We start from the raw sequence: 25,905 nt of genomic DNA on the forward strand, positions 1-25,905 counted from the left end.
TTAATGATTAAACACGATTAAGAGTTTTATGCGTTTTTGGGTATGTATTTTTGTGCTTCTATTTGTACACAATCAATTTTCGAGGGCTGATAAAATTATAAATAATGACTCTTTATATACAGAAAAATATATCAGAGATATTTATATATCCAACCCTAAACGTGCTTTAGAGTTATTGGATGAGGCAGAATCCAGAAGAGCCTTCCCTCTGCGTCTGATTAATGAATTGCGCAGTTTGTCATATCGTAATATGTATATGAATAAACTAGCTTTTATGTATGCAAGGAAGTCATACTTGCTTGATTCTATCTCTCAAAGAGAACCCAAGCACATGTTGAAGATGACGGTTTATTTAGCTGAACTTTCATCTTTAATGAGTAAATATAATGAGAGCATGCATTATGCTCTTAGTGGAATTATGCAGGCGCAAAAACTGAAGGACAGAGAGGCGGAAGCCAGATTACTTTTTTGCATAGGGGAGAATAATTGGAGGTTGTCATTGAAAGATGAGGCGTATAATTATTTTGACCGTACGATTGAATTACTGCGTGGGTCAAAGGATGTGAGAGAAATGATGCTGCTTTCCTATTATTATGGAGCGGAGATGGGATTTTTAATGACAGATTCCCGTATTGATGAAGCTTTGGCTCTTGCTTATGAACGCGAAAAACTTCTTAAAAAATTAGAGAAGGTACCAGAGGTTCCCGAAGGTTACATTGATGGTCAATATAGCTATTTATATGCAAAATTGGCCTATATCTCTTATTTAGAAAAGAAATATGCGCAAGCAGAAGGATATTATCAAAAATATCTGGCAATGAAAGAATCTCATACTCCGGATGGCAAGATGTATTCGATTCCCTATTTGATTCTTTCCAAACAATATGAGAAAGTACTAGACAACAGTAAGGACTTTAAAGAACTGTTGAGGACACAACGAGATACCTTGAACGCTCAATATCTTGCTGTACTTAATAAGGAAGTACAAGCATATCTGGGTATGAATCGTTATAAAGAAGCTGCAGAAATACGTGAAACCATCATTGCGATAACGGATAGCATTAACAGTAACGACAGGAAAAATGCTGCATTAGAATTGAACGCGATGTACGGTGCTTCCGAAAAAGAAGAATACATCGCCGAGCAAGCCTCACAGCTAAAAATAAGGAATGTTTCACTCTGCTTTTTGGCGTGTATTGTAGTGCTGACCCTGTTTATACTTTGGCGTTTGTGGCGTTTCAACCATATAATCGAGTATAAAAACAGGATGCTTGCCAAACTGATAAACGAAAAATTTGCCAATAAAAAAGATGGTAATCAGTTATTGGAAGTGTACGAGGAACAGGAGGTTTCATCAGAACTGGAACCTGAATTGATTTCTCCAGAGGAACAGGATGAACTTTTGGACGAAACAGACAAAGAAAGTGGGGAAGAAGAGGAGAACAAGAAAATATTCCAGGAATTAAACCATACAGTCGTTCAGAAACAGCTATATCTCTCTCCAGAGCTCTCAAGAGAAGATTTGGCGCAGATTGTACATCTGAATAATGCACGTTTTGCCCGGATGATAAGAGAATGCACCGGAACTAATTTTAATGGGTACATCAACGGACTGCGTATTAATTATGCAATCAAACTAATGAAAAAATATCCTAACTATACCATACGTGCTATCGCTGATGAGTCCGGATTTAATAGCGCTCCAATTTTATATAACCTTTTTAAGAAAAAGACAGGAATGACTCCTTATGAATTTAAAAAAGCGCAGGACACATTGAGGAATTAAATAGTTCTACTAAACAATTTTCGTTTTTCCCGGTTTATCTATTGATAACTAAATATTAATGGAAATGATACAGGTAAGGATAAAGAGGGTTTACGAAGATTTTTCAGAAACAGATGGATACCGGGTGTTGGTAGATAAATTATGGCCACGCGGAATGAAGAAAGAATGGTTGAAATACGATTATTGGGCAAAAGACATAACACCATCCCCTACATTACGTAAATGGTTTCATGAAGATATTCCCGGACATTGGGGAGATTTCGTCACGCAGTATCAAAAAGAGCTGGATGCTTCTCCTGCAATGACTGATTTTCTAATTCTTATCAAGCCCCATCCTGTGGTCACTTTACTTTATGCTTCTAAAGAACCTGTGTATAATCATGCCCGAATCCTTCGCGATTATCTGGAAATGCGTCTGAAAGAGTGAAATTAAAGTAATTTTTATCTGTTTACGCTTTCTGTCGTTCACTCAATTTCCTACCTTTGTAATCTAAATCAAAATCGTGTAATCATGAAGTATAAATTATTAGTTCTTGATGTAGACGGAACGCTCCTCAATGATGCGAAAGAAATTAGCAAACGTACATTGGCCGCTTTGTTGAAAGTTCAACAAATGGGAGTGCGTATCGTATTGGCATCCGGCAGACCGACTTATGGCTTAATGCCACTGGCTAAGATGCTCGAACTTGGAAACTATGGAGGTTTTATTCTTTCCTATAATGGCTGTCAGATTATCAATGCGCAAAATGGCGAGATTCTGTTTGAACGCAGGATCAATCCCGAAATGTTGCCTTATCTGGAAAAGAAAGCCCGCAAAAATGGCTTTGCTATATTTACTTATCATGATGATACGATCATAACGGATTCTCCAGAAAATGAACATATCCAAAACGAAGCCCGGTTGAATAACCTGCAAATAATCAAGGAAGAAGAATTTTCTGCAGCCGTCGACTTTGCTCCTTGCAAATGTATGCTGGTCAGCGACGACGAAGAAGCGCTGGTGGGACTGGAAGATCATTGGAAAAGAAGACTGAATGGAGCGTTGGACGTATTTCGTTCGGAACCTTATTTTCTGGAAGTAGTTCCTTGCTCCATTGATAAAGCCAATTCTCTGGGAGCTTTGCTGGAAGTATTGAATGTGAAGCGTGATGAAGTGATTGCTATTGGAGACGGTGTGTGTGATGTGACAATGATTCAACTGGCAGGACTAGGAGTAGCTATGGGACATTCACAAGATTCCGTGAAAGTTTGTGCCGATTATGTGACAGCTTCCAATGAGGAAGACGGAGTGGCTGTTGCGGTAGAAAAGGCTATCATTGCCGAAGTGCGTGCAGCCGAAATCCCCCTTGACCAACTGAATGCACAGGCCCGCCATGCACTGATGGGAAACCTGGGTATTCAATATACGTATGCCGATGAAGACCGTGTGGAAGCAACCATGCCGGTAGACCATCGTACCCGCCAGCCTTTTGGCATTTTACATGGCGGAGCCACTCTTGCACTGGCAGAAACTGTTGCCGGACTCGGCTCGATGATTCTTTGCCAACCGGATGAGATTATTGTTGGAATGCAGGTTAGTGGCAATCATATATCCTCCGCACATGAAGGAGACACAGTGCGTGCGGTGGGAACAATCGTACATAAGGGACGCTCATCCCATGTATGGAATGTAGACGTGTTTACTTCAACGAATAAACTGGTGTCTTCCATACGCGTAGTCAACAGTGTGATGAAAAAGAGATGACCGACGAAGAAATAAGTAATTTGACAACTATTGATGCATTTATTCAGCGGAAGCAGCCGTTTGCTGTTTACCGTATTCCCGGGGAGAAAGTTCCCCGTCTGTTGACACAGGCGGAAGGAGCGGTACGGCTGATATACGATCTGAAAGAACTGAATGGACAGAGAGGATTTGTCATCGCTCCGTTTCAGGTGAGTGAGATGTGTCCTGTCGTATTGATTCAACCCGATCAGTGGGGGCAACCTTTGCCGATTGACAATGATACGGCAGAAGAACGGGAAGTCGCTTTGCGGATGCAAGGACAAGAATCGTTCCTGACTTCTTCTACGGAGGAATATGCCACCTGCTTTCATACCTTTATAAATGCTTTGCGTGATAATACTTTTGATAAATTAGTACTTTCACGTCATCTTACTATTGATAAAGTATCTGGTTTTTCTCCTTTATCCATATTTCGTGCAGCGTGCAGGCGTTATATTCATTCATATATATACTTGTGCTACACTCCGCAGACAGGTATCTGGCTGGGAAGCACTCCTGAAATCATTTTATCGGGTGAAAAAGATGAATGGAATACGGTAGCGTTGGCCGGGACACAGCCTTTGCAAGATGGTAAACTGCCCCAAATATGGGATGAAAAGAATCGGAAAGAGCAGGCCTATGTAGCTTCTTACATTCGTCGCCAACTCCTTTCGTTGGGTATTCATTCTACGGAGAACGGGCCTTATCCGGCTTATGCAGGTGCTTTGTCACATTTGAAAACAGATTTCCGGTTTTCTTTGAAAGATAACAAAGATTTGGGAGATCTCTTGAAAGTGTTGCACCCAACGCCTGCTGTATGCGGTTTACCGAAAGAAGAAGCCTATCGGTTTATATTGCAGAACGAAGGTTACGACCGTCGCTATTATTCCGGCTTTATCGGTTGGCTGGACCCGGAAGGGCGAACTGACATCTATGTGAATCTGCGCTGTATGCATATTGAAGATGAACAACTGACTCTTTATGCCGGCGGTGGACTACTGGCTTCTTCGGAATTGAATGACGAATGGCTGGAAACGGAAAAGAAGTTGCAAACCATCAAACGGCTTATTGCAACGCCTCCTTTAAAATCATAAACTACTAATAATTATCATCATGTATACAGACAAGAAGAACATACTCCAGTTGGTTGCGTTGCTCGAGGCGCACGGGATTACTAAGGTTGTGTTGTGTCCGGGTAGTCGTAATACGCCCATCGTACATACTTTGTCTAATCATCCGAACTTCACCTGTTATGCAGTGACGGATGAACGGAGTGCCGGTTATTTTGCTATTGGTCTTGCGTTGAATGGTGGTAAGCCTGCTGCTGTGTGCTGCACTTCCGGTACTGCATTATTAAATCTTCATCCGGCTGTAGCCGAAGCATTTTATCAGAATGTTCCTTTAGTTGTCATTTCAGCAGACCGTCCCGCTGCCTGGATCGGACAGATGGATGGACAAACAGTGCCGCAACCGGGTGTGTTTCAAACGCTGGTCAAGAAGTCGGTCAATCTTCCGGAGATTCATACGGAAGAAGATGAATGGTATTGCAATCGTCTGGTGAATGAAGCCTTGTTGGAGACGAATCATCATGGAAAAGGGCCGGTGCATATCAATGTTCCTATTTCCGAACCGCTGTTTCAGTTCACGGTAGATACGCTCCCGGAAGTGCGTGTGATAACCCGTTATCAGGGATTGAACGTCTATGACCGTGATTATAATGATCTGGTCGACCGGATGAATAAATATCAGAAGCGTATGATTATCATCGGCCAGATGAACCTTATCTACCTGTTTGAAAAAAGATATATCAAGTTATTATATAAACATTTTGCCTGGTTGACGGAACATATCGGCAATCAGACAGTTCCCGGTATTCCGGTAAAGAATTTCGATGCGGCACTTTATGCTATGCCCGAAGAGAAGATAGACCAGATGGTGCCCGAATTGCTGATTACTTATGGAGGACATGTGGTTTCTAAACGATTGAAGAAGTTTCTCCGTCAGCATCCGCCTAAAGAGCATTGGCACGTATCGCCGGAGGGTGAGATTGTCGATCTATACGGCTCATTGACTACAGTGATCGAGATGGACCCGTTTGAATTTCTGGAGAAGATCGCCAGTCTGCTGGATAACCGGACTCCTGACTATCCCCGTGTATGGGAGAATTATTGTAAGATTATCCCCGAACCGGATTTTGCCTATTCGGAGATGTTGGCTGTCGGTACATTATTGAAAGCCTTGCCGGAGTCCTGTGCATTGCATCTGGCAAATAGTTCGGTAGTTCGTTATGCACAACTATATTCGATTCCTTCCACGATTGAAGTTTGTTGCAATCGGGGAACGAGTGGTATTGAAGGATCGTTGTCTACCGCTGTCGGTTATGCGGCAGCTTCCGACAAACTGAATTTTATAGCTATCGGAGATCTAAGTTTCTTCTATGATATGAATGCGTTGTGGAATATCAACGTCCGTTCCAACCTGCGTATCCTTTTATTAAATAACGGAGGAGGAGAGATTTTCCATACTTTACCGGGATTGGATATGTCGGGTACCTCACATAAATTTATTGCAGCAGTTCATAAAACGTCAGCCAAAGGCTGGGCAGAGGAACGTGGCTTCCTTTATCTACAAGCGCAAAATGATGAAGAGCTGGCTGAAGCAATGAAGACTTTCACCCAGCCGGAAACTATGGAACAACCTGTGCTCTTGGAAGTGTTTACCAACAAAAACAAGGATGCACGTATGTTGAAGAATTATTATCATCAATTAAAACAAAAATAAATTATGCCAACACAAAGAGAGTGGACAACCATCAGAGAATACGACGATATTCTTTTTGATTATTATAATGGAATTGCCCGTATCACAATCAACCGTGAACGTTATCGGAATGCATTTACCCCGACTACCACTGCCGAAATGAGTGATGCATTGCGCATTTGCCGTGAAGAAGCGGATATTGATGTGATTGTAATTACTGGAGCCGGTGATAAGGCATTCTGTTCGGGAGGCGACCAGAATGTGAAAGGACGTGGCGGATATATCGGGAAAGACGGTGTGCCTCGTTTGAGCGTATTGGATGTACAAAAGCAAATCCGTAGTATTCCGAAACCTGTGATTGCTGCCGTGAACGGCTTTGCCATTGGTGGCGGACACGTGCTCCACGTGGTATGCGATTTATCCATTGCTTCGGAAAATGCTATTTTCGGTCAGACAGGTCCTCGCGTGGGTAGCTTTGATGCCGGATTCGGTGCATCTTATCTGGCACGTGTGGTAGGACAGAAGAAAGCACGTGAAATTTGGTTCCTTTGCCGGAAGTATAATGCACAGGAAGCATTGGATATGGGATTAGTGAATAAGGTAGTACCTTTGGAACAGCTGGAAGATGAATACGTGCAATGGGCGGAAGAAATGATGTTACTTAGTCCGTTGGCTTTGCGCATGATTAAAGCGGGATTGAATGCCGAATTGGACGGTCAGGCAGGTATTCAGGAGTTGGCAGGTGACGCAACATTACTTTATTACCTGACGGATGAAGCACAGGAAGGAAAGAATGCATTTCTGGAAAAACGTAAACCGAACTTCAAACAATATCCGAAATTCCCTTAAAATAATAGGCTAATGAAAGACTGATTGTGCAGTAATTAGCAGATTGAAAAGATATTCATTATGGATTGTAAGATAGATATTATTCCCCGGTTGCTTCATTTCAAGCAACCCGCGGGAACTTCCCGGGGAACATATACTACACGAAAAGTCTGGTATCTTCACTTTACTTCTCCTGATTTTCCGGGTAGAGTGGGAATTGGAGAGTGCGCGCCTTTGCCTGCATTAAGTTGTGATGATCTCCCTGATTATGAGGATATATTAATAAGAACTTGCCGGCAAGTAGAGGAAGAACAGGGAAAATTGGATAAGGATGGTCTATGCAAGTATCCTTCCATCTTATTTGGCTTGGAAACGGCTATCTGGCATTTCTTTGCAGGGAGTTGGGCTTTGTCCGATACGGCTTTTTCACGTGGAGAGGTAGGGATTCCAATCAACGGCCTGATCTGGATGGGAGATTTTGAAAATATGTTATCCCAGATCGAGAAAAAGATGGAAGCCGGATTCCGTTGCGTCAAACTAAAGATTGGTGCTATCGACTTTGAAAAAGAATTGGCGTTGTTACGTCATATTCGTACCCATTTCTCTTCTAAAGAAATAGAGTTGCGTGTAGATGCAAACGGTGCTTTCTCTCCGGGTGATGCAATGGAAAAACTGAAACGTCTGTCAGAATTTGATTTACATTCTATCGAACAGCCGATCCGTGCCGGACAATGGGAAGAAATGGCCCGGCTCACTTCTGAATCTCCGTTGCCGATAGCATTGGATGAAGAGCTGATAGGATGCAACACGCTGGAAGAAAAAAAGAAACTGCTGGCAACCATCCGTCCGCAATATATCATCATTAAACCATCTCTCCACGGGGGAATATGTGGAGGGGATGAATGGATTATGGAAGCGGAAAAGCAACATATCGGTTGGTGGATCACTTCCGCTTTGGAGTCCAACATTGGTTTGAACGCTATCGCCCATTGGTGTGCAACATTCAATAATCCACTACCACAAGGACTGGGAACGGGTATGCTCTTTACGGACAATATAGAAGTACCTCTTGAAATCAGAAAAGATTGCCTGTGGTTTTGTAAATGATGGTATTTAGTGGTATTTAAAGGATATTCTGATGATATTCGATCGACAACAACAGCGCTTGCTACTGGAAGGAAAAGAATACACTTTTGAAGATATAAGCCAACTGATAGCAGGAGGAGCAGAAGCTCATTCTCCTGCTTATTGGGATTTATATCTTTTCCTGAACGAATGGTTTAATGACTCTCCTGTCATCACGGTTCATACATCGGGTTCCACGGGTACACCTAAAGAACTGATGGTACGCAAGGATCAAATGATGCAAAGTGCGCGTCTGACTTGTGAATTTCTGAATTTGAAGAAAGGTGAGTCGGCATTATTATGTATGAATCTTCGTTATATCGGTGCAATGATGGTGGTTGTACGTTCATTGGTTGCAGGTTTGAATCTGATTGTTCGTCCTGCTTCCGGTCATCCGTTGGCGGATATAAAAGAATCTTTGAGATTTGTGGCAATGGTCCCATTGCAAGTTTATAACACGTTGCAGGTTCCCGAAGAAAAAGAGCGATTAAAACAAACGGATATTCTGATTATAGGAGGCGGAGCCGTTGATGAGGCTCTGGAAACGGAGATAAACCATCTTCCGACTGCCGTTTACTCCACTTATGGCATGACTGAAACCTTGTCGCATATTGCCCTTCGTCGTCTGAACGGAGTATCTGCTTCAGAACATTATTATCCATTTCCTTCAGTAAAATTGTCTTTATCCGCAGAGAATACATTAATCATTGATGCCCCTTTGGTATGTGACGAAACATTGCAGACCAATGACATTGCACGTATCTATCCCGATGGAAGTTTTATAATTCTAGGCAGGAAAGACAATGTGATTAACAGTGGAGGAATTAAGATTCAAGCAGAAGAGATGGAGAAGTTACTTCGCCCGTTTATTCCTGTGTCCTTTGTCATTACTTCAGTTCCGGATCAGCGCTTAGGGCAGGCTGTCACTTTATTATTGGCAGGTCAGCCCGACACAGAAGAAATCGGAAATAAACTACAGGAAATACTGGAACCTTATTATCGTCCCAAGCATATATTGACAATAGAATCCATTCCGCAAACAGAGAACGGAAAAATTAACCGGGCAGAGTGTCGCATCTTAGCCAAACAAATGTTGATGACGTTTTACCCTCACACCCTCACACCTTGATTCAATCCCTTTATTCATCGGTGTTTCAAGTGTGAGGGTAGAGGTGAGGACAGGGTGAGGGTAACTTTTTACCCTCACCCTGTCCAGTCTTGTTCCCAGCTAATTTATACTATATTTCCCTATATATCATGCATTGATACTTAGGTATTCTTTTGTTAAGCTCGTAAGCATTCGGTCTCGTGCGTATTCTCTCCAAACTCTTATAAAGTCAAAAGCCAGACGGAGTACGTCTGGCTTTTGACTTTATAAACCTTTCTTGTTTATCCTTTCCAATTAAATGGCAGTAAATCGGAGTAGTCGTTTTTCTCTTCTCTTTCTTTATCCTGTACTCTAATCACCACGTCCTGCATCCATAGTTTTGGGTTCACCTTATTTTCCCTGCAACATCCCATCAGTGAAAAGAATATTGCCGCTGCGTGTGCTGCCTCATGCGATCCGGAGAAGAGTGTATTTTTTCTGTTTACAGTCAACGGTCTAATAGAACGCTCCACCGGATTATTATCAATGCAGAACTGTGCATCATTGACATATCCGGACAGTTGTTCAAAGCGTGTGTACATATAGAATATGGCCTTGGCAACAGGCGATTTATCGACCGTATGTTCATATTCCTCTTTGCACCATTTTTCCAGTCCTTTGATAATAGGGTACGATTTTTCCCGGCGAAGCTTTACTACAGCCTCGCCTTCCAGATGTTCTATCCTGATTTCCTCCTCCACAGCATACAGTCTGCCTATTTGTTCAAGTGCATACCTTGCTCTGGGAGGGTCATTTCCTTCCGCTTCCACAAACTTGCGCCTGACGTGTGCCCAACAGCACAAGTGCAACTTTCCGGGTAGCGTGTCGAACTCGTCATATACTGCAAAGCCGTCACTCTGTACCACGCGGACCTGTCCTGCCAGCAGTGTGTCTATTCCGCTGCTGCCACGCCCCTTGTGATATTCAAAGAAGGGGGTATGAAACCGGGGCAGATAGAAGTTCCACATATACCCGCGATGAAGAGCACCGGGTCGGTCGCTTTCAAGTACGGGGTGGGGCGTCTCATCGGCCATGACGTAATAACTGTCCTTAACCAGTTCACGAAGCTCATTGTAGATCGGCTCCAAACGCTGTGCGGCAGCCATCATCCAGTTACTTACGGTGGAAGGACTCAGATGGATGCCTTCACGCTCAAAAATGTCCAGCTGTCTGTGCAGAGGCAGGTGATCGTAATATTTGGCGGTGGCAATGTGGGACAGTACACTCTCCGAGGCATTGCTGTGAGGGTGTGCCATTACGGGCATGGGAGCAGTTATGATACGACCGTCGGCAAGCCGGTATTTAGGACGGATGATGCGTCTCACATAGAATCGGGCAGGGCTGACGGCATATTGTTCGCTCACTTCCTCCCCCAGCTTCGTCGCTCCCTCCAGAGAAAGACCTTCCGGCATGGGAATGATGATTTCTTCACGGGGAAGGGACGGATCGATGGGCTTACGGGCGTGGGGAGTAATCTTTTGGGTGAAGCTCTTACGGAAACGATTGTAACCATTCTCCGACCGGGCAGATTTCTCAGCCGTTTTCTGCTCCTCCGCTACCGGGTCATTGACATCGGACGGAGATTCAAAACAGATGCTCAATTGGTTGGCATCTTCGGGAAGATGACGTTTTTCACTGGATTTACCCCATAAACGGCGTGTCAAATCAGCCAATTTCCATCTCAGGTCAGCAATGACGGCTGTACAGGCTGAGATTTCCTCAACTTGGCGGGAATACTCCTGCAAAGAGGCTGCGTATTTTCTCTGAAGTTCCGCATGTTCCTTTTCAAGACGTTCACGTTCCTTGCGCAACTCTTCGTACTCTTCCAAAGTAAAGGTAATGACTGGTTCTTTCACTGCATATCCACTTTTTTATTATGTGGCAAAGTTATCAAAATAAACCTGTACGGCTTGTAGGATGGGAGATTACTTTTCAACTGTTTTCCGATACTTTTTAACAGTAAGCAGCTCATTCAGGCGATTCCAGGAAATTTGAAGAAAATCTCTTTTCCGTTCGTCCTTTTTCAAGAAGAAAGAACTGTGGTTCAGACGACGGCATTCCAGTCGGTATTCGTCCTCGCACCGATAGAGGATATGCAATCTGCTACGGGAACGGTCAAGAAAAATATGACAACTCTGCTCTGACACGCAAGAACCCGTGTGCCGGATGACCTCGCCACAAAGACCGTCAATACCTTTATGGAAATTACAACCATTGGGATAAAGGTAATAAGACCAGAAAGGACTGTTACGGAAAAGACCAAGACCTAAGGGGAGAAGTAGATCCTGAGGAGAATGGATGCCAAGACTGGAAGCCGAAACTTTATAACGACGACCACCATCAAATATGAAAAGAACAGAATCAAAATGGTTAGACTCGGATAAGAGACTACGCAGCTTTTCACTTTCACTAGAAAATACTAATACTGAACACATAATGGATTAAGATGATTATGAAGGCACAAAGGTAGGAAAGAAAAGAAGGGAAAGAAACACGCACGAGCCCGAATGCTTACTTAAGCTCTAATGTTTTACAAGGGCTCACCCATGTGAACAAATCTGTTTACAACCGTAAACAGATTTGTTCACACCTGATAGCTTATCTGTCCACACAAGTAAGCCCCTGCTAACTATTAAGCAGAGTGATATAAACAACAGGACTAATACATATATAGAGTACGACTGTTTTTCAAAAGAAAGGCATATATCAGGAAGAGAACATGAGGGTGTAGATTATGCACGAAGAAATAACAAGAGTAATAGTGGCATATACTCCTTTAATTCATTACGTAAAAGTTCCATCGTTTTTTGTTTATATCGATTGATAGATTTCACGCTAAGATTCATCTCTTCTGCAATCTCTGTATGAGTTTTGCCTTCAAAGAAACTTTTAATAAAGACGGTTCGATAGTTTTCGGGAAGTTTGTTTAATGTCTCATACAACATTCTGTATAGCTCATCAAGAGTATATATACTATCCGGTTCTGTTTCATAGACAGGAGCTTTCTTCTGTATATTTTCCGCATAGCTCCATTCATATTCCTGATGTTTCAGGAAATTCAGGCAGCTATTTTTTACGCACATTTTGATGTAAGCTAATGCAGTGTTCGATTGAAGATCAAAAGAATCAGTATCCAGTTTATCCCATAATGAGGTGAATACATCCGAAACGATGTCTTCACGTGTTTCTTTATCATCAACAAACCTTTTTGCATACAAACAAAATGGGGCATAATACTCCTCATAAAGTTGTTTGAAAGCCCGTTCTTTAGTCTGTTTGGAAAAAGATATTTTCATTATTTTGAGGTTCTGTAGTTTTTCATTTCGTTGCAAATATATAATAAGATAATTATCAAAGCCTCATTTTCGATTCTTTTTTTTGCTTTCACCCCTAATGAATAGAAAATAATCAGATAAGACTGTCCTTTTGTATATAGGTTGATTGTATTATATATAAACAGGATTAAAATATGAAAAACAAGTTTTTTTTATTGGCTATAACCTTTTGTTTGCCAATACATTCTCAAGAAGTTTCCAAGTCTTTTATTCCGATGGCTGAAATACCTGCCGGAAGTTTTTATATGGGAAGTGACGGATTAGGCGAAAATTTTGATGAGGCTCCTATCCATCAGGTAGTAATCTCTCGCCCGTTTCGTATGGGAATTACTGAAATAACGAATGCGCAATATGAATCATTCCGTCCGGAACATCGGGCATTACGAGGAAAAAACGGTGTTTCGCTGGAAGATGATGAAGCTGTTGTCAATGTGAGTTATTCCGATGCTGTTGCCTTTTGTGAATGGCTTAGCCGGAAAGAAGGCAAAAACTATCGTTTGCCAACAGAAGCAGAATGGGAATATGCTTGCCGGGCAGGCACATACACACTATTTTCTACAGGAGACGGGTTACCTGCAGTTTATCATCGGAATCAAAAAGTGGTTCGTGATTTTGATCCGGTATCTTTAAAAGTTGCCCAGACTCCTCCTAATACATTCGGGCTTTATGATATGCATGGAAATGTGGAAGAATGGTGCTTGGATTGGTATGCTCCTTATTCCGCAGAAAAGCAGAAAGACCCGGCAGGACCATTGGCAGGAGAGTTTCGGGTCACTAGAGGAGGGGGTCATCACACCCCGGAGAAATACTTGCGAAGTGCCAATCGGCTGGCTATGCTCCCGGAAGATAAACATTCCCAAACCGGATTTAGAATTGTGGAAGCAGATACTCGTTTGAATGTATCAGGGACATTTGTTCCTGTCCCGTTCAATCAGAAATCTGTAGAAAATACATCTATAAAATGGAAGAAAGTATCTGCTATCACACCGATGTTTTTGCCTCCGATACCATTTGTGGTACGTCCGGTATGTGATTCGAATACCCCATTTTATCTGCATAATCATCAGCCTGCAGTTACGTGGTGTGATAATGGAGATTTGCTGGCAATATGGTTTTCTGCAAATGAAGAGAATGGGAGAGGGATGGTAGTACTCGGTTCCCGCTTGCGTGCCGGGCATACTGATTGGGATGTGGCTTCTTTATTCTTTAAAGTTCCGGATCGGAATATGACAGGAAGTGCTTTGCTCAATGACGGGAAAGGAAAATTGTATCATATCAATGGAGTGGAAGCATCGGGAGACTGGCAGAATCTCGCAATGGTACTACGTACCAGTACAGATAACGGTGCTTCATGGAGCACTCCTAAACTGATAGCTCCCGAACATACCAAACGTCATCAGGTAATAGCTGGTACGATTCGCACACGTGAGGGATGGCTGGTTCAAGCCTGTGATGCGGGTCCTGGCAGTCATGATGGGGCAGCTGTTCAAATCAGTAAAGATGGAGGAAAAACATGGTGCGATCCTTGGGATGGCGCTCCTTTGCCGGATTTCAAAGAAGGAGGAACGGGAAGTACAATTGCAGGTATCCATGCGGGAATTGTACAATTAGGAAACGGAAGTTTGATGGCTATGGGGCGTGGTAATAGCATACGGAATAAAGAAGGAAAGCTCCGAATGCCTATGAGTATATCAGATGATATGGGAAAGACCTGGAAATATGTAGCAAGCGAACTCCCTCCTATTGACGGAGGTCAGCGTCTTGTTTTAATGAGACTGAATGAAGGACCTTTGCTATTGGTTTCTTTTACAGACCATCCGCAACGTACGCCTTTGGAAGAACGTGGTCTGGAATTTAAGGATAAAAATGGAAATGTGAAGAAAGGATATGGCATGTATGCGGCTCTTTCCTACGATGAGGGAAAAACATGGCCGGTAAGAAAACTACTGACGGACGGTGAATATCGCTTTTTAAACGGTGGAGCATGGACGGGATATTTCGAAATGGATGAAAATCATGCTGAACCACGTGGTTATCTTGCAGGAACACAAACTCCTGATAATGTGGTTCATATCCTTAGTAGCCGATTGCATTACCGCTTCAATTTGGCATGGCTCAAAAAATAAAATAAAAAAAGTTTGTTTTTGCTGTCCTTTTCCAATTGCTTCAGTTGTATTATAAGTGTAATTACAATTAAAAGATAAGATTTTGAAAGAAAATAAGGAAAATATGAGTCCGGAATCATTGCTCCGTAAAGCACAAGCATTGGGAGATGATATTAAAGAAATGGAATCCATTGATGTATTGGGTGCCTATTATCAAGCACAAGCCAAAATAAAAACTAATAGAAGAAAGAACATGTATAATCAACTGATGCGTTATGCAGCATTTCTGACTATACCTTTATTTCTCTCTTCTCTGGTTTTGGGATATTTATATTTTAGTGGAACAGAAACCGACGAAAAATATGCAGAGGTGGTAACCGCTACCGGTTCTGTCATACGTTATGAACTTCCGGATCATTCTGTAGTATGGCTGAATGCAGGTAGTACATTGCGTTATCCTACCACTTTCAAGAAAGACAACCGGTTGGTAGAGTTGAAGGGTGAAGCATATTTCGAAGTGCAGGCAGACAAAGATCGTCCTTTCTATGTAAATACTCCGAATGGCTTGAGCGTATATGTTTATGGTACCAAATTTAATGTAGCTGCTTATGAGGATGATAATTATATAGAAACAGTGTTGGAAAAAGGTAAGGTAAATGTGATAACCCCTAATCAGGAAACAATTGTATTGGCTCCTGGAGAACAGTTGCTTTACGATAAACAGAGTCAAAAGTCGAAAAAAAATAAAGTGGATGTCTATGGAAAGATAGCTTGGAAAGATGGAAAACTAATTTTCAGAAATGCTTCATTAGAAGAAATCCTGAAGCGTCTGGAACGACATTTCAATGTAGAAATTCAGTTTAACAATAGGTCTGGAAAAGAATATAAGTACCGGGCTACTTTCCGGACTGAAACTCTGTCGCAGATATTGGATTATCTGGCCAGGTCTGCCGATTTAAAATGGAAAATTGAAGAACCGCAACAACAGGCAGATGATACATTATCAAAGACTAAAATTAGAGTAGATTTATATTAGAGTAGTAACCCTTAAAATAAAAGCCCATGGAATAACACAAGAGAATAAAAGAAAGGAAGAAAGCTGCTACCAACAGCTGTCTTCCTCCGAATTTTCCAGATTCACGGTACAAGGTCTCACAAACACTAGCCGGAATCAAACCATAGTTCATTTAGTAATAAACTTTAGTTAGCCACAAATGTATGAAAAAAAATCATTCATTTACAGCATTATGTCCTAAATATGCTTTAAATCTAAAACTTCCTTTAGTTATGAGGATTAGTCTAGCACTACTTTTCGCAGTAGTATTACAACTTTCTGCCGAAGATGGCTATGCCCAGCGAACGCGGGTTGCCATTTCAATGAATAATGTATCTGTAGAACAGGTACTGAATAAAATAGAGGAGACGTCCGACTATGTTTTCCTCTATAATGATAAAACAATTCAGAAGAACCGTATTGTTTCTGTGAGAAACAATTCAGGTAAGATCCTGGATATTCTTGATGAGGTGTTTAAAGGAACCAACGTTACTTATACAGTGGTTGATAAGCAGATTATCTTGTCTACCAATAAATTGAATGTAACAGAGCAAGATCCGACTATCCAGGTAAAAGGTACAGTGAAAGATACAAAAGGAGAACCTTTGATCGGAGTGAATGTGAAAGTAAAAGGAACAACTACCGGTGCTATTACAGATTTCGACGGAAACTTTCAGATTCAAGCTAAAAAGGGAGCGGCATTGGAGATCTCTTATATTGGATATGCTTCTCAAGAGGTGAAGGTTACAGATAATAAATCGCTTTCCATTGTGATGACGGAAGATACAAAAGTCTTGAATGAGGTTGTTGTAACGGCTTTGGGCATTAAACGCGAAACTAAGTCTTTGACATACAATGTGCAGCAGATTGGCGGCGATGAAGTGGCAAAGGCGAAAGATATGAATGTGATGAGCAGTCTTGCCGGTAAGGTAGCGGGTGTGAATATCAATGCAAGTTCATCCGGTATTGGAGGTGGTGCCCGTGTGGTAATGCGTGGTACGAAGTCTATATCCGGTAATAACAACGCTCTATATGTAGTAGATGGAGTTCCTTTGGCTAATATATCTGGTGAACAACCCGACGATCAGTATACGGGTGCCGGACAATCCGGTGACGGATTGGCTAACTTCAACGCTGATGATATAGAATCAATTTCAGTACTTAGCGGATCGGCCGCCGCTGCACTATACGGTTCGGCTGCTGCCAATGGTGTGGTACTTATCACAACGAAGAAGGGGGCTGTAGATAAAACCAGATTGACTTACAGTAATAATTCAACCTTCTATTCACCATTCCGATTACCGGAATTCCAGAATACGTATGGTTCGGAAACAGGAGAGTGGTATAGTTGGGCATCTAAATTGTCATCTCCTACCGATTATGAAGTTAAAGATTTTTTCCAGACAGGTTACAATGTAGCAAACACTGTAAGTCTGACTACAGGGACACAAAAAAATCAAACCTATGTATCTGTAGGTGCTGTGAATGCCCGGGGTATCATTCAGAATAATGACTTGGACAGATATAATTTCTCTGTTCGTAACACTACCTCTATGCTGAATGATAAACTGACGATGGATTTAAGTTTTATGTATTCTAATGTAAAGGAACAGAATATGTTGTCGCAAGGAGAGTATGCAAATCCATTGGTTCCCGTTTATTTATTTCCGCGCGGTGATGATTTCTCGAAATATCAGTATTATGAACGATATGATGTAGACCGTAACATAAAAACACAGTTCTGGCCATTGAAAGAAAATGGATTATCCATGCAGAATCCTTACTGGATTACGAATCGGAATATGTATACCAATAAGAAAGACCGTTTTCTGGCAAGCGGTTCACTAAAATATACGATAACAGATTGGTTGAATGTTTCCGGACGCGTGAAACTGGATAAGGAAACTATCAACTCGGAAAAGAAAATGTATGCTTCCACTTTGAATGTGATTGCTGAAAACTCGGATAAAGGAGCATACGTGCAATCGAACAAGAATACCAGTCAGATATATGCGGATGCCATGTTGAATATCAATAAATATTTCTATCACGACACATGGAATCTGACAGCATCTTTAGGTGTCAGTTTATTGGATTTGGATTATAAGGAGCTTAATTTTGGAGGAGGATTACTGACCATTCCTAATCTGTTTACTTCTAACAATGCGAATGTTTCCGGTAAATTAACCTATAAAAATACGAACTATCACGACCGTACCAATTCTTTATTCGGAACATTCTCATTAGGATATAAGGGCATGGTTTATGTAGACGGTTCGTTACGTAATGACTGGATATCTGCTTTGGCAGGAACAAACCATTCTTCCATATTATATCCTTCTATTGGTGCTTCAGCAATTCTGACTAATATGTTTACAATGAAATCTAACATTCTTTCTTATGCAAAGGTTCGCCTTTCATATAGTGAGGTGGGTAATGCACCGGAAAGATTCAGGGCTATCACTACTTACGCAGTGTTGGGAGGATTGAACACCACTTCTTATTTCCCGATAAAAGACCTCAAACCGGAGAGAACTCATTCATGGGAAGGAGGATTTAATTTAGGTCTGTTTGATAATAAACTGACACTGGACGTGACAGCTTATAAGACATATACGGAGAATCAGCTCTTCAGTCCGGAAATTTCTACAACAACCGGATATTCTAAACTATATGTAAATGCAGGTAAAGTAACGAATAAAGGTATTGAGTTAGCTCTTGGCTTTAAACAGAATATAGGGCCTGTAGATTGGAAAACAACTTTACTATGGTCGCTCAACAGAAACCGCATTGACCAATTACTCCCTGAATATACAAATGAAGAGTTGGGAGTGACAGTACATCTGGACGAAATGGATGTCTATTCGTTAGGCGGTGCCAAACAACGGCTAACAGTAGGGGGCTCTATGGGAGATGTTTATGTTAATACAATGAGAACTGATGAGCATGGACATATCTGGATGAATTCAATGACAGGTGCACTGGAAACAGATAAGAATAATTATGTCTATGCCGGTAATACCAATCCGAAATATACTCTTAGCTGGAGAAATGAATTTAATTGGAAAGGAATCAGCCTCGGATTTATGTTGAATGCCCGTGTAGGCGGTATCGGAGTTTCTGCCACTCAAGCTGTAATGGACTATTATGGAGTGTCTAAGACATCGGCAGCAGCACGGGATAATGGTGGCGTGAAAGTAAACGGCCAGATGATTGATGCCCAGACATGGTATCAGACTATCGGAGCTAATGGTACAGGTTATGTAGGTTCTATGTATGTATATAGTATGACTAATGTTCGTTTGGGAGAATTGACATTGGGATATGATATTCCGATCAATAAATGGTGTAAATGGATTTCTGGATTGAATGTATCCTTTGTAGGACGTAATTTATGGATGCTGTATTGTAAGGCTCCATTTGACCCGGAATCTACTGCAAGTACAGGTACTTATAACCAGGGTATGGACTATTTCATGCAACCGAGTTTGAGATCGATGGGATTTTCTGCAAAGATTTCTTTCTAATTGGATAACCTTTAAAAAAAATAATGATGAACATACGTAAGTTTTTTAAAGTAAGGAACTACTACTTACTCCTTGGAGTAATCATGATAAATGTAGGTTGTACGAAGAATTTTCTGGAGTACAATACCAATCCTAATGAAGCAACCGATGAGATGACGGATTGGGATAATGTGAGAACTGGTTCTCTTCTTTTACAGATGGAGCAGAACGTACTGGTGGTAGCACAACCGGGACTTAATATCGGTTCGGACAGATATCAGACTGTGGAAGTGATGGGTGGAGATGGCTATGTCGGCTATTTTGGTTTTCCTGCTCCCAGTATCAATTCTGCCGGTCGTTACAATTGGGATAAAAGAAGTTGGTATGGTGATATGTTCACTACCAATTACCTGACGACTATGAATGCCTGGCGTGAAATAAGAAAAGCGATTAACAATGACGAAGATCCCCGGTTTTCTATGGCGCAGATTCTGAAAGTAGCGGCAATGCATCGTGTGACAGATACCTATGGGCCTATTCCTTATTTGAATTTTGGAGTTTCAAAAGAAGTGCCTTATGATTCGCAAAAGGATGTTTATTACAGATTCTTTGAAGAATTGGATGGAGCTATCAATAACTTGGATAGTTATGCTGCATCCGGAAGTAAAGTTTTGTCATCATGGGATTGTGTGTTCAACGGTGATGTTACATCTTGGATAAAGTTTGCCAATTCACTTCGTTTGCGTCTTGCATTGCATCTTGCCTATGTGGATGAAACAAAGGCAAAAAGTGAAGCCCAACTGGCTATTGGCAATAGTTATGGATTGATGAATGTGAAGTCTGATTTAGCAGAACTTCAGCATATTACTCCGATAGCGACTTATGAAAGTCCTCTGTATATTCTGAAAGGATGGGATGATATTTGTATGGGAGCGACGCTGGATTCATACATGAATGGTTATCAGGATCCACGACTTTCTGCTTACTTCGAGGCAGGTACGGGTGGAAAATATCGGGGTATAAGAGCCGGAATGTCAAAGGACGTAAGTAAGGATAAATATATAACAGGAATCTTTGCTGAACCACAGGCAACTGCTACTTCCAATGTAGTGTGGATGCGTTCATCTGAATCATATTTCTTGTTGGCGGAATATGCTTTGCGTTGGGGAACGAATGCCGATGCTAAAAAGTATTATGAAGATGGAATAAGAATGTCTTTTGATGAACATGGTGTATCAGGAGCTGACGCGTATCTGACAAGAACTGCGGCGGGTGGATATGTGCCTGCCAATTATGAGGATCCGGTGACATCATCTCATTCCATGGATGCTTTGGGTACTGTTTCTATCGCTTGGGATGAATTGGGAGATTTTAAAACAAATCTGGAACAAATCATTACTCAAAAGTACATTGCTCTTTATCCGGTGGGACAAGAGGCATGGACAGAGTTCCGCCGTACCGGTTACCCGAAAGTATTTCCGGTTGTTGTGAATGAAAGTTCCGGAGGTTCTGTAGACACAAATATACAAATCCGCAGATTACCTTATCCGGAATCGGAATATAATACGAATAGAACAGAGTTGGATAAAGGCATCACACTTTTAGGTGGCGTAGATAACCCGGGTGTCAGATTGTGGTGGGATGTGCCTAATAAATAATTGGTTACTTAAATAATGCAGAATATGAAAATAAATTATGTATATTTTTTGTTCACCTATCTCTTGACATTTGTTGTGAGTGGTTGTGATACGGATATTGAACCGGAAGTTATACAGGCGGCTAATACTTATAATGAAGAATATTATCAGAACTTACGTGAATATAAGAAAACAGATCATGCTATTTGTTTCGGCTGGTATGCCGGTTATACTTCAGAAGCATCTCCTTCGCAGGGACTTCATTTCACTGGTTTGCCGGATAGTCTGGACATCGTCAGTCTGTGGTCGGGTATTCCTTCCAACAATCCGGCTTATGTAGAAACTAGTTATTATAACGAGCGTTATTTGCCGACTGCTTATGAGGAAATGAATTATATCCGTACAGTAAAGGGGACTCGCGTTGTGATGTGTACGATTTGCCGTATTGGAAGTACGGAGTTTCCTAAAACCGACGCAGGTATCGAGGCTTATGCTTTACATCTTGTGAGATGTGTGTTGCGTAACGATCTGGATGGTTTGGACTTGGACTACGAACCGGAAGGCGACTGGTTGCAAAATGATAACTTTACAAAGTTTATAAAGGTATTGGGAAATTATTTCGGTCCTCAATCGGGTACAGGCAAATTATTAATTGTTGACTTCTATAATCAGCTGCCTCCTAAGGAAACAGAACCTTATGTCGATTATTTTGTACGACAATGTTACACCACCGGTAGTGCTCAAAGTTTGCAATCTAAATTTGACCAGCTTAGCAGCTGGTGTCCTCCTGAAAAATTCGTTGCTACGGAACAAATGGGATGGTACTGGCAGAATGGTGGAGTCGAATTTACGGAAGCCGATGGAAATAAAGTAGATTCATGGGGCAATCCAATCTATTCTGTAATAGGTATGGCACGCTGGAATCCTACACAAGGACGAAAAGGTGGATTCGGCGGATATTATTTTGAATATGAATACAATACCACTCGTCCTGCTAATCAGGCTATAGGTGATAAAGAGAAAGCCGCTATTCCTTATTATAGCCTTCGACGTGGTATTCAGGAACAAAATCCTGCCGGAAAGCCTGTACAACAGTCTACTAAACAAGAAACGGAAGAAGAAAATGGATGAATTTTAAATTTGTATGCAAGGTATGAAAACATTGAATAATATAAAAAAGATATGGGGAGCTGCTTTGATAGGAATAGCTTCTTTTATGCTGCAGGGATGCCAGGAAGCCGCTCAAAAAGGTGACGGGTTGTTAATGACCGGAACATCTTCGGATAGATTGGTAAAGTTTGCCATTGATGGATTTCCATCTGCGTATGCTGTTTCTGTGACTTCAACTTCTCGCGTTGAATCGGATATTCAGGTGAATCTGGCTGTTGATGCAAGTCTGGTTGATACTTATAATGAGGAAATGGGAACCAATTATTATCCCATTCCGGATAAATCATATACATTTGAAAATCCGGAGGTTACGATTTCAGCAGGACAGGCAATTTCTTCTGCTGCCTCTCTTTCAATTGCCGATGATTCGGAATTTGTTCCGGGGCGTGTTTATTTGATACCGGTTACCATAAAAAGTGCGACGGGAGATTTGGATATTATAGAAGCAGGACGTACTATTTTCCTGAAAGTATCTCGAACATTGCGTTTCCATGCTCCGTATGTAGGACAGGCTTCTATGGCTTATCAATTTTTGCTTCCGGATCCTATTCCTTCCTTGCCTACTTATACATGGGAAGTGAAGATTTATGCCACTAAATTCCGTTCTTCCGGAGCTTCCGGTACTACCCGTGTTTGCTCATTTGGAGGTAGTGAGGCGTCTGTAGAAGGGGGAGCAATTGATGATGGGGGCTTTAAATGTGACCAGAACCTGCTTCGTTTTGGTGAAGGAACGGATGAGCCGAATCAGCTGCATGTAACAACTAAACAGGGTAAAATGTCATCGAATACTCGCTTTGCTTTAAATACCTGGTATGCTGTTGCCTTGGTAAATGACGGCAGTACGTTGACATTGTATATTAATGGAGAGAAAGATAACTCAATGACAGTTGCTCCGTATGAATATGCGCTTTATGGAGTACAGATCGGTATGCCTTCAAAAGGTTATCAATCTTCACAATTGTTTTATGGTCGTTTGAGTGAGATGCGCCTTTGGACTCGTCCTTTGTCTGCTCGTGAAATTAAAGCAAATGTATGTGGGGTAGACCCTTCTACCAATGGGCTTGTGTCTTATTGGAGAATGAATGAAGGAGAGGGAACTACTTTCTATGATTTATCTCCGTCAAAGCGTGATATCAGTTATAAGAATGGAATTACGATTGACTGGACTTATGATGATACGAATAAATGTCTTGAATAAGGTAATAATAAATGAATAGACTGTATGATAATGAAAAACAATATAAATAGATTAACTCTCCTTTTGCTTGTTTTATTGGGAGGAGTAGGATTCACATCCTGTTCGGATAATGACAATGATTTTATTGAATTGCCGACAATAGAGATGCCACAGTCGGAAGCAGGACCTGTTTCTATTGATTATAGGGAGATACTGGATGCAGGAAGCTATGTTTATGATTATACTATCAAACTGGATAAACCTGCTGCTACTACTTTATTGTGTGACATTGCCGTGGACGAAAGTATGGTAGAGGCTTATAATGCTGCAAATAACACGTCTTATAAGATGATGCCCGCTTTTGTCTATGAGTTGCAAGCTAAAAATGCGATAGTGAAGGCAGGACAGCAAGAATCCAATTCCTTATCAGTTAAGTTTTCATCGTTGTTCGGTTTGGTGGAAGGTGAAGAATATTTGCTTCCTATTGTTGCAACAATAGATGAAACGTGTGTAGGACAATTTGTAACGGACACTCGTTCTGTTTCTTATTTTACGATTAGCATTGATGGGGAATTGGATTATATACCGGGATTGAATATGAGTTCTTATTCAACGGATATGTATCGTACGTTAAGTTTCGCAAATGATGAAGTAGTTACGATTGAAGATAATACACATACGTTTGAGATGCTTGTATATCCATATAGTTGGCATAGTGGAACTAATTATATAGGTACATGGCGTGGTAAAGATACCAACAATAATAATGAGGTTTTTAGTGGTTGTGAACTACGTGTGACCGGTGCAACGGGAGCGTCTAATATTGGTAATCGTCAATGTGACTTGACATTGGCTAATCAAAATATAACGTTGCCGGCTAATCAATGGGTAAGGTTGACTATTACTTGTGACGGAACAAAAACGGGTCAGAATACTGAGGTTGCTTATCGTTTATATATTAACGGTGAGGAAGTTGCTTCTGCAAAACCTACTAAACGTTGGGGACCATCCTCTTCTCAAAGATTCAAGGTGGGATATACGTTGACTGGTATTCAGTTTGGTAATACAAGTTCGAGTCTGTATTTTGATGGTCTGATTTCTGATATTCGTATGTGGAAGAAGTGTCTGACGGCGGAAGAAGTAAAAGCTAACTTGCGTACAATAGCTTCTCCATCTTCGTCGGACTTATATGGCTATTGGAAATTGGATGAAGGAGAAGGAAATACATTGAAGGACAGTTCGGGCAATGGGCGTGATTTAACTTTCCCTGCTTCGGCAAACATCATTTGGAATGCAGAATTCAATGATTTGCCTCAAGATAATTAAAATGTGATTTTATATTGGGAGTTATTGTGTTTTTACGTAACTCCCAATATTAACTTAAAGAAATGATGATGAAACGTTTTATGTCAGCTTTGATCGTTTTACTGTGCTCTATTGTTGGCGTATGTGCTCAACAACAGGGAAAAACTGCATTACGTTTTGATACTACTACTTGGAATTTTGGTAATATTCAGGAAGTAGGAGGCAAAGTGAGTCATACTTTTCATTTTACTAATATACATACTTCTCCTGTTGTGATTGAAGAAGTGATTTCAATTTGTGGATGTGCCATTCCTGTTTATAGTAAACAACCTGTAAAACCAGGGCATACAGGCATTATTACCGTAACTTTCGATCCTAAAGGGCGAACAAACTTTTTCTCTAAGAGTATAAGGGTTGTTTCTAATTCAGGACAAAGTGTCAATACTCTTTGGGTAAAAGGCACGATAAATACAATGAATCGTATAGAGGATGAATATCCTTATTCTTTATCATCAGATATTCTGGCAGACCGAATGACTCTATCTTATGATCTGTTACAGCATAATGGGAGGCCAAAACAATTGGAAATTAGAATCTATAACCGGTCGGATAAAATAGTCAGGTTGTCATACTCGCTGTTGGATAAGAGTGGATGTTTGTCGATATCTATGCCATCATCTCTTCAAGGTCGATCTTGTGCGACTATAAAAATAACAGCTTCTCCTTTAAAAGGCTTTTACGGTACATTTAAAGATAAGATTATTATTAGTGCCAATTCCGTACACAGTTCTCCTATACAAATCTTTGGTACAGTGATTGATGATATGAGAAAAGTAAGCACGGCAACTGCTCCCCGGATGAAGTGTTCACAGTCTTATTTTAATTTGGGGAATATCTCATTAAAAAAGCGTATTCAGAGAAAAGTTAAAGTTACTAATGAAGGGGCGAATCCTCTTATTATCCGCAAAATAGAATGTCCGGAATTTGTTTCTACTAATATCCGGGGTGAAAAGGTTTTGAAGCAAAATGAGTGTTTGGAGGTTCTGTTTGAATTAAATGTATCATCTTCAAACCATCTATTGGATGCAAAGGTCAAGTTGATAACAAATGATACTCATCAGCCTGTACATACAGTTATATTTGAGGGAGAAATGGGTAAGTAGGGTTGAATATCTCTATTTGAAAGATTAGAAATACATTATAAATTA

General features: G+C 41.1%; 19 protein-coding genes. 16 read left to right on the plus strand and 3 right to left on the minus strand.

What is annotated here, in order from left to right; genetic code table 11:
* Nucleotides 1–28 precede the first annotated feature (28 nt).
* The 8 genes from H8796_RS14060 to H8796_RS14095 all read left to right on the plus strand — a co-directional run bounded on the left by H8796_RS14060 (nucleotide 29) and on the right by H8796_RS14095 (nucleotide 9,390).
* Nucleotides 29–1,786, plus strand: a complete 1,758-nt coding sequence (locus tag H8796_RS14060) for an AraC family transcriptional regulator (RefSeq protein ID WP_117932109.1) — start codon at nucleotides 29–31, stop codon at nucleotides 1,784–1,786.
* A 64-nt stretch (nucleotides 1,787–1,850) separates the two neighbouring features.
* On the plus strand, nucleotides 1,851–2,213 hold the full coding sequence (locus tag H8796_RS14065; protein ID WP_074638805.1) for a DUF488 domain-containing protein: 363 nt from the start codon (nucleotides 1,851–1,853) through the stop codon (nucleotides 2,211–2,213).
* Nucleotides 2,214–2,297: 84 nt separating this feature from the next.
* The gene (locus H8796_RS14070; RefSeq protein WP_117932111.1) at nucleotides 2,298–3,530 is read left to right on the plus strand and encodes a Cof-type HAD-IIB family hydrolase; all 1,233 of its coding nucleotides are present in this window, start codon (nucleotides 2,298–2,300) and stop codon (nucleotides 3,528–3,530) included.
* Nucleotides 3,527–4,642 carry an isochorismate synthase gene (locus H8796_RS14075; protein ID WP_117932113.1) on the plus strand — a complete coding sequence of 372 codons (1,116 nt, stop codon included), beginning with the start codon at nucleotides 3,527–3,529 and terminating at the stop codon, nucleotides 4,640–4,642. The genes H8796_RS14070 and H8796_RS14075 overlap by 4 nt, the downstream gene beginning before the upstream one ends.
* Nucleotides 4,643–4,661: 19 nt before the next feature.
* Nucleotides 4,662–6,329, plus strand: coding sequence for a 2-succinyl-5-enolpyruvyl-6-hydroxy-3-cyclohexene-1-carboxylic-acid synthase (menD, locus tag H8796_RS14080; RefSeq protein WP_117932115.1), 1,668 nt, complete (start codon nucleotides 4,662–4,664; stop codon nucleotides 6,327–6,329).
* 3 nt (nucleotides 6,330–6,332) lie between these two features.
* Nucleotides 6,333–7,157 (plus strand): 1,4-dihydroxy-2-naphthoyl-CoA synthase, encoded by an 825-nt coding sequence (menB, locus tag H8796_RS14085; protein ID WP_004302264.1) that lies wholly within the window; start codon nucleotides 6,333–6,335, stop codon nucleotides 7,155–7,157.
* Between the two features lie 60 nt (nucleotides 7,158–7,217).
* The gene (locus tag H8796_RS14090) at nucleotides 7,218–8,243 is read left to right on the plus strand and encodes an o-succinylbenzoate synthase (protein ID WP_074557727.1); all 1,026 of its coding nucleotides are present in this window, start codon (nucleotides 7,218–7,220) and stop codon (nucleotides 8,241–8,243) included.
* Between the two features lie 31 nt (nucleotides 8,244–8,274).
* Nucleotides 8,275–9,390, plus strand: coding sequence for an AMP-binding protein (locus tag H8796_RS14095; RefSeq protein WP_117932116.1), 1,116 nt, complete (start codon nucleotides 8,275–8,277; stop codon nucleotides 9,388–9,390).
* Between the two features lie 260 nt (nucleotides 9,391–9,650).
* On the opposite strand, the gene H8796_RS14100 is transcribed toward H8796_RS14095, so the two are convergent.
* The 3 genes from H8796_RS14100 to H8796_RS14110 form a co-directional block, all read right to left on the minus strand.
* Nucleotides 9,651–11,264, minus strand: a complete 1,614-nt coding sequence (locus H8796_RS14100; protein ID WP_117932118.1) for an IS66 family transposase — start codon at nucleotides 11,262–11,264, stop codon at nucleotides 9,651–9,653.
* A gap of 69 nt (nucleotides 11,265–11,333) precedes the next feature.
* Entirely contained in the window at nucleotides 11,334–11,843 is a 510-nt protein-coding gene (gene tnpB / locus H8796_RS14105) for an IS66 family insertion sequence element accessory protein TnpB (protein ID WP_117932120.1), read from the minus strand.
* 297 nt (nucleotides 11,844–12,140) lie between these two features.
* The gene (locus tag H8796_RS14110) at nucleotides 12,141–12,704 is read right to left on the minus strand and encodes an RNA polymerase sigma-70 factor (protein WP_004302268.1); all 564 of its coding nucleotides are present in this window, start codon (nucleotides 12,702–12,704) and stop codon (nucleotides 12,141–12,143) included.
* Nucleotides 12,705–12,877: 173 nt separating this feature from the next.
* On the opposite strand from H8796_RS14110, the gene H8796_RS14115 reads away from it, so the two are divergent.
* The 8 genes from H8796_RS14115 (at nucleotide 12,878) to H8796_RS14150 (ending at nucleotide 25,860) form a co-directional block, all read left to right on the plus strand.
* Entirely contained in the window at nucleotides 12,878–14,869 is a 1,992-nt protein-coding gene (locus tag H8796_RS14115; RefSeq protein WP_117935218.1) for an SUMF1/EgtB/PvdO family nonheme iron enzyme, read from the plus strand.
* A gap of 103 nt (nucleotides 14,870–14,972) precedes the next feature.
* Complete coding sequence (locus H8796_RS14120; protein ID WP_117935247.1) at nucleotides 14,973–15,884, plus strand: FecR family protein; 912 nt, start codon at nucleotides 14,973–14,975, stop codon at nucleotides 15,882–15,884.
* 251 nt (nucleotides 15,885–16,135) lie between these two features.
* Complete coding sequence (locus H8796_RS14125; RefSeq protein WP_117935216.1) at nucleotides 16,136–19,429, plus strand: SusC/RagA family TonB-linked outer membrane protein; 3,294 nt, start codon at nucleotides 16,136–16,138, stop codon at nucleotides 19,427–19,429.
* A gap of 23 nt (nucleotides 19,430–19,452) precedes the next feature.
* Nucleotides 19,453–21,066, plus strand: coding sequence for a SusD/RagB family nutrient-binding outer membrane lipoprotein (locus tag H8796_RS14130; RefSeq protein ID WP_233530434.1), 1,614 nt, complete (start codon nucleotides 19,453–19,455; stop codon nucleotides 21,064–21,066).
* 24 nt (nucleotides 21,067–21,090) lie between these two features.
* A complete protein-coding gene (locus H8796_RS14135) occupies nucleotides 21,091–22,176 on the plus strand; it encodes an endo-beta-N-acetylglucosaminidase family protein (protein ID WP_117935243.1) in 1,086 nt (361 codons plus the stop codon).
* 22 nt (nucleotides 22,177–22,198) lie between these two features.
* Nucleotides 22,199–23,413, plus strand: coding sequence for a DUF1735 and LamG domain-containing protein (locus tag H8796_RS14140; protein WP_004325414.1), 1,215 nt, complete (start codon nucleotides 22,199–22,201; stop codon nucleotides 23,411–23,413).
* A gap of 30 nt (nucleotides 23,414–23,443) precedes the next feature.
* Nucleotides 23,444–24,718 (plus strand): BT_3987 domain-containing protein, encoded by a 1,275-nt coding sequence (locus H8796_RS14145; RefSeq protein ID WP_233530433.1) that lies wholly within the window; start codon nucleotides 23,444–23,446, stop codon nucleotides 24,716–24,718.
* A gap of 65 nt (nucleotides 24,719–24,783) precedes the next feature.
* A complete protein-coding gene (locus H8796_RS14150; RefSeq protein WP_117935242.1) occupies nucleotides 24,784–25,860 on the plus strand; it encodes a DUF1573 domain-containing protein in 1,077 nt (358 codons plus the stop codon).
* The last annotated feature ends 45 nt before the right edge of the window (nucleotides 25,861–25,905 follow it).

The sequence above is a fragment of the Bacteroides sp. M10 genome, assembly GCF_014334015.1.
GTDB lineage: Bacteria > Bacteroidota > Bacteroidia > Bacteroidales > Bacteroidaceae > Bacteroides > Bacteroides intestinigallinarum.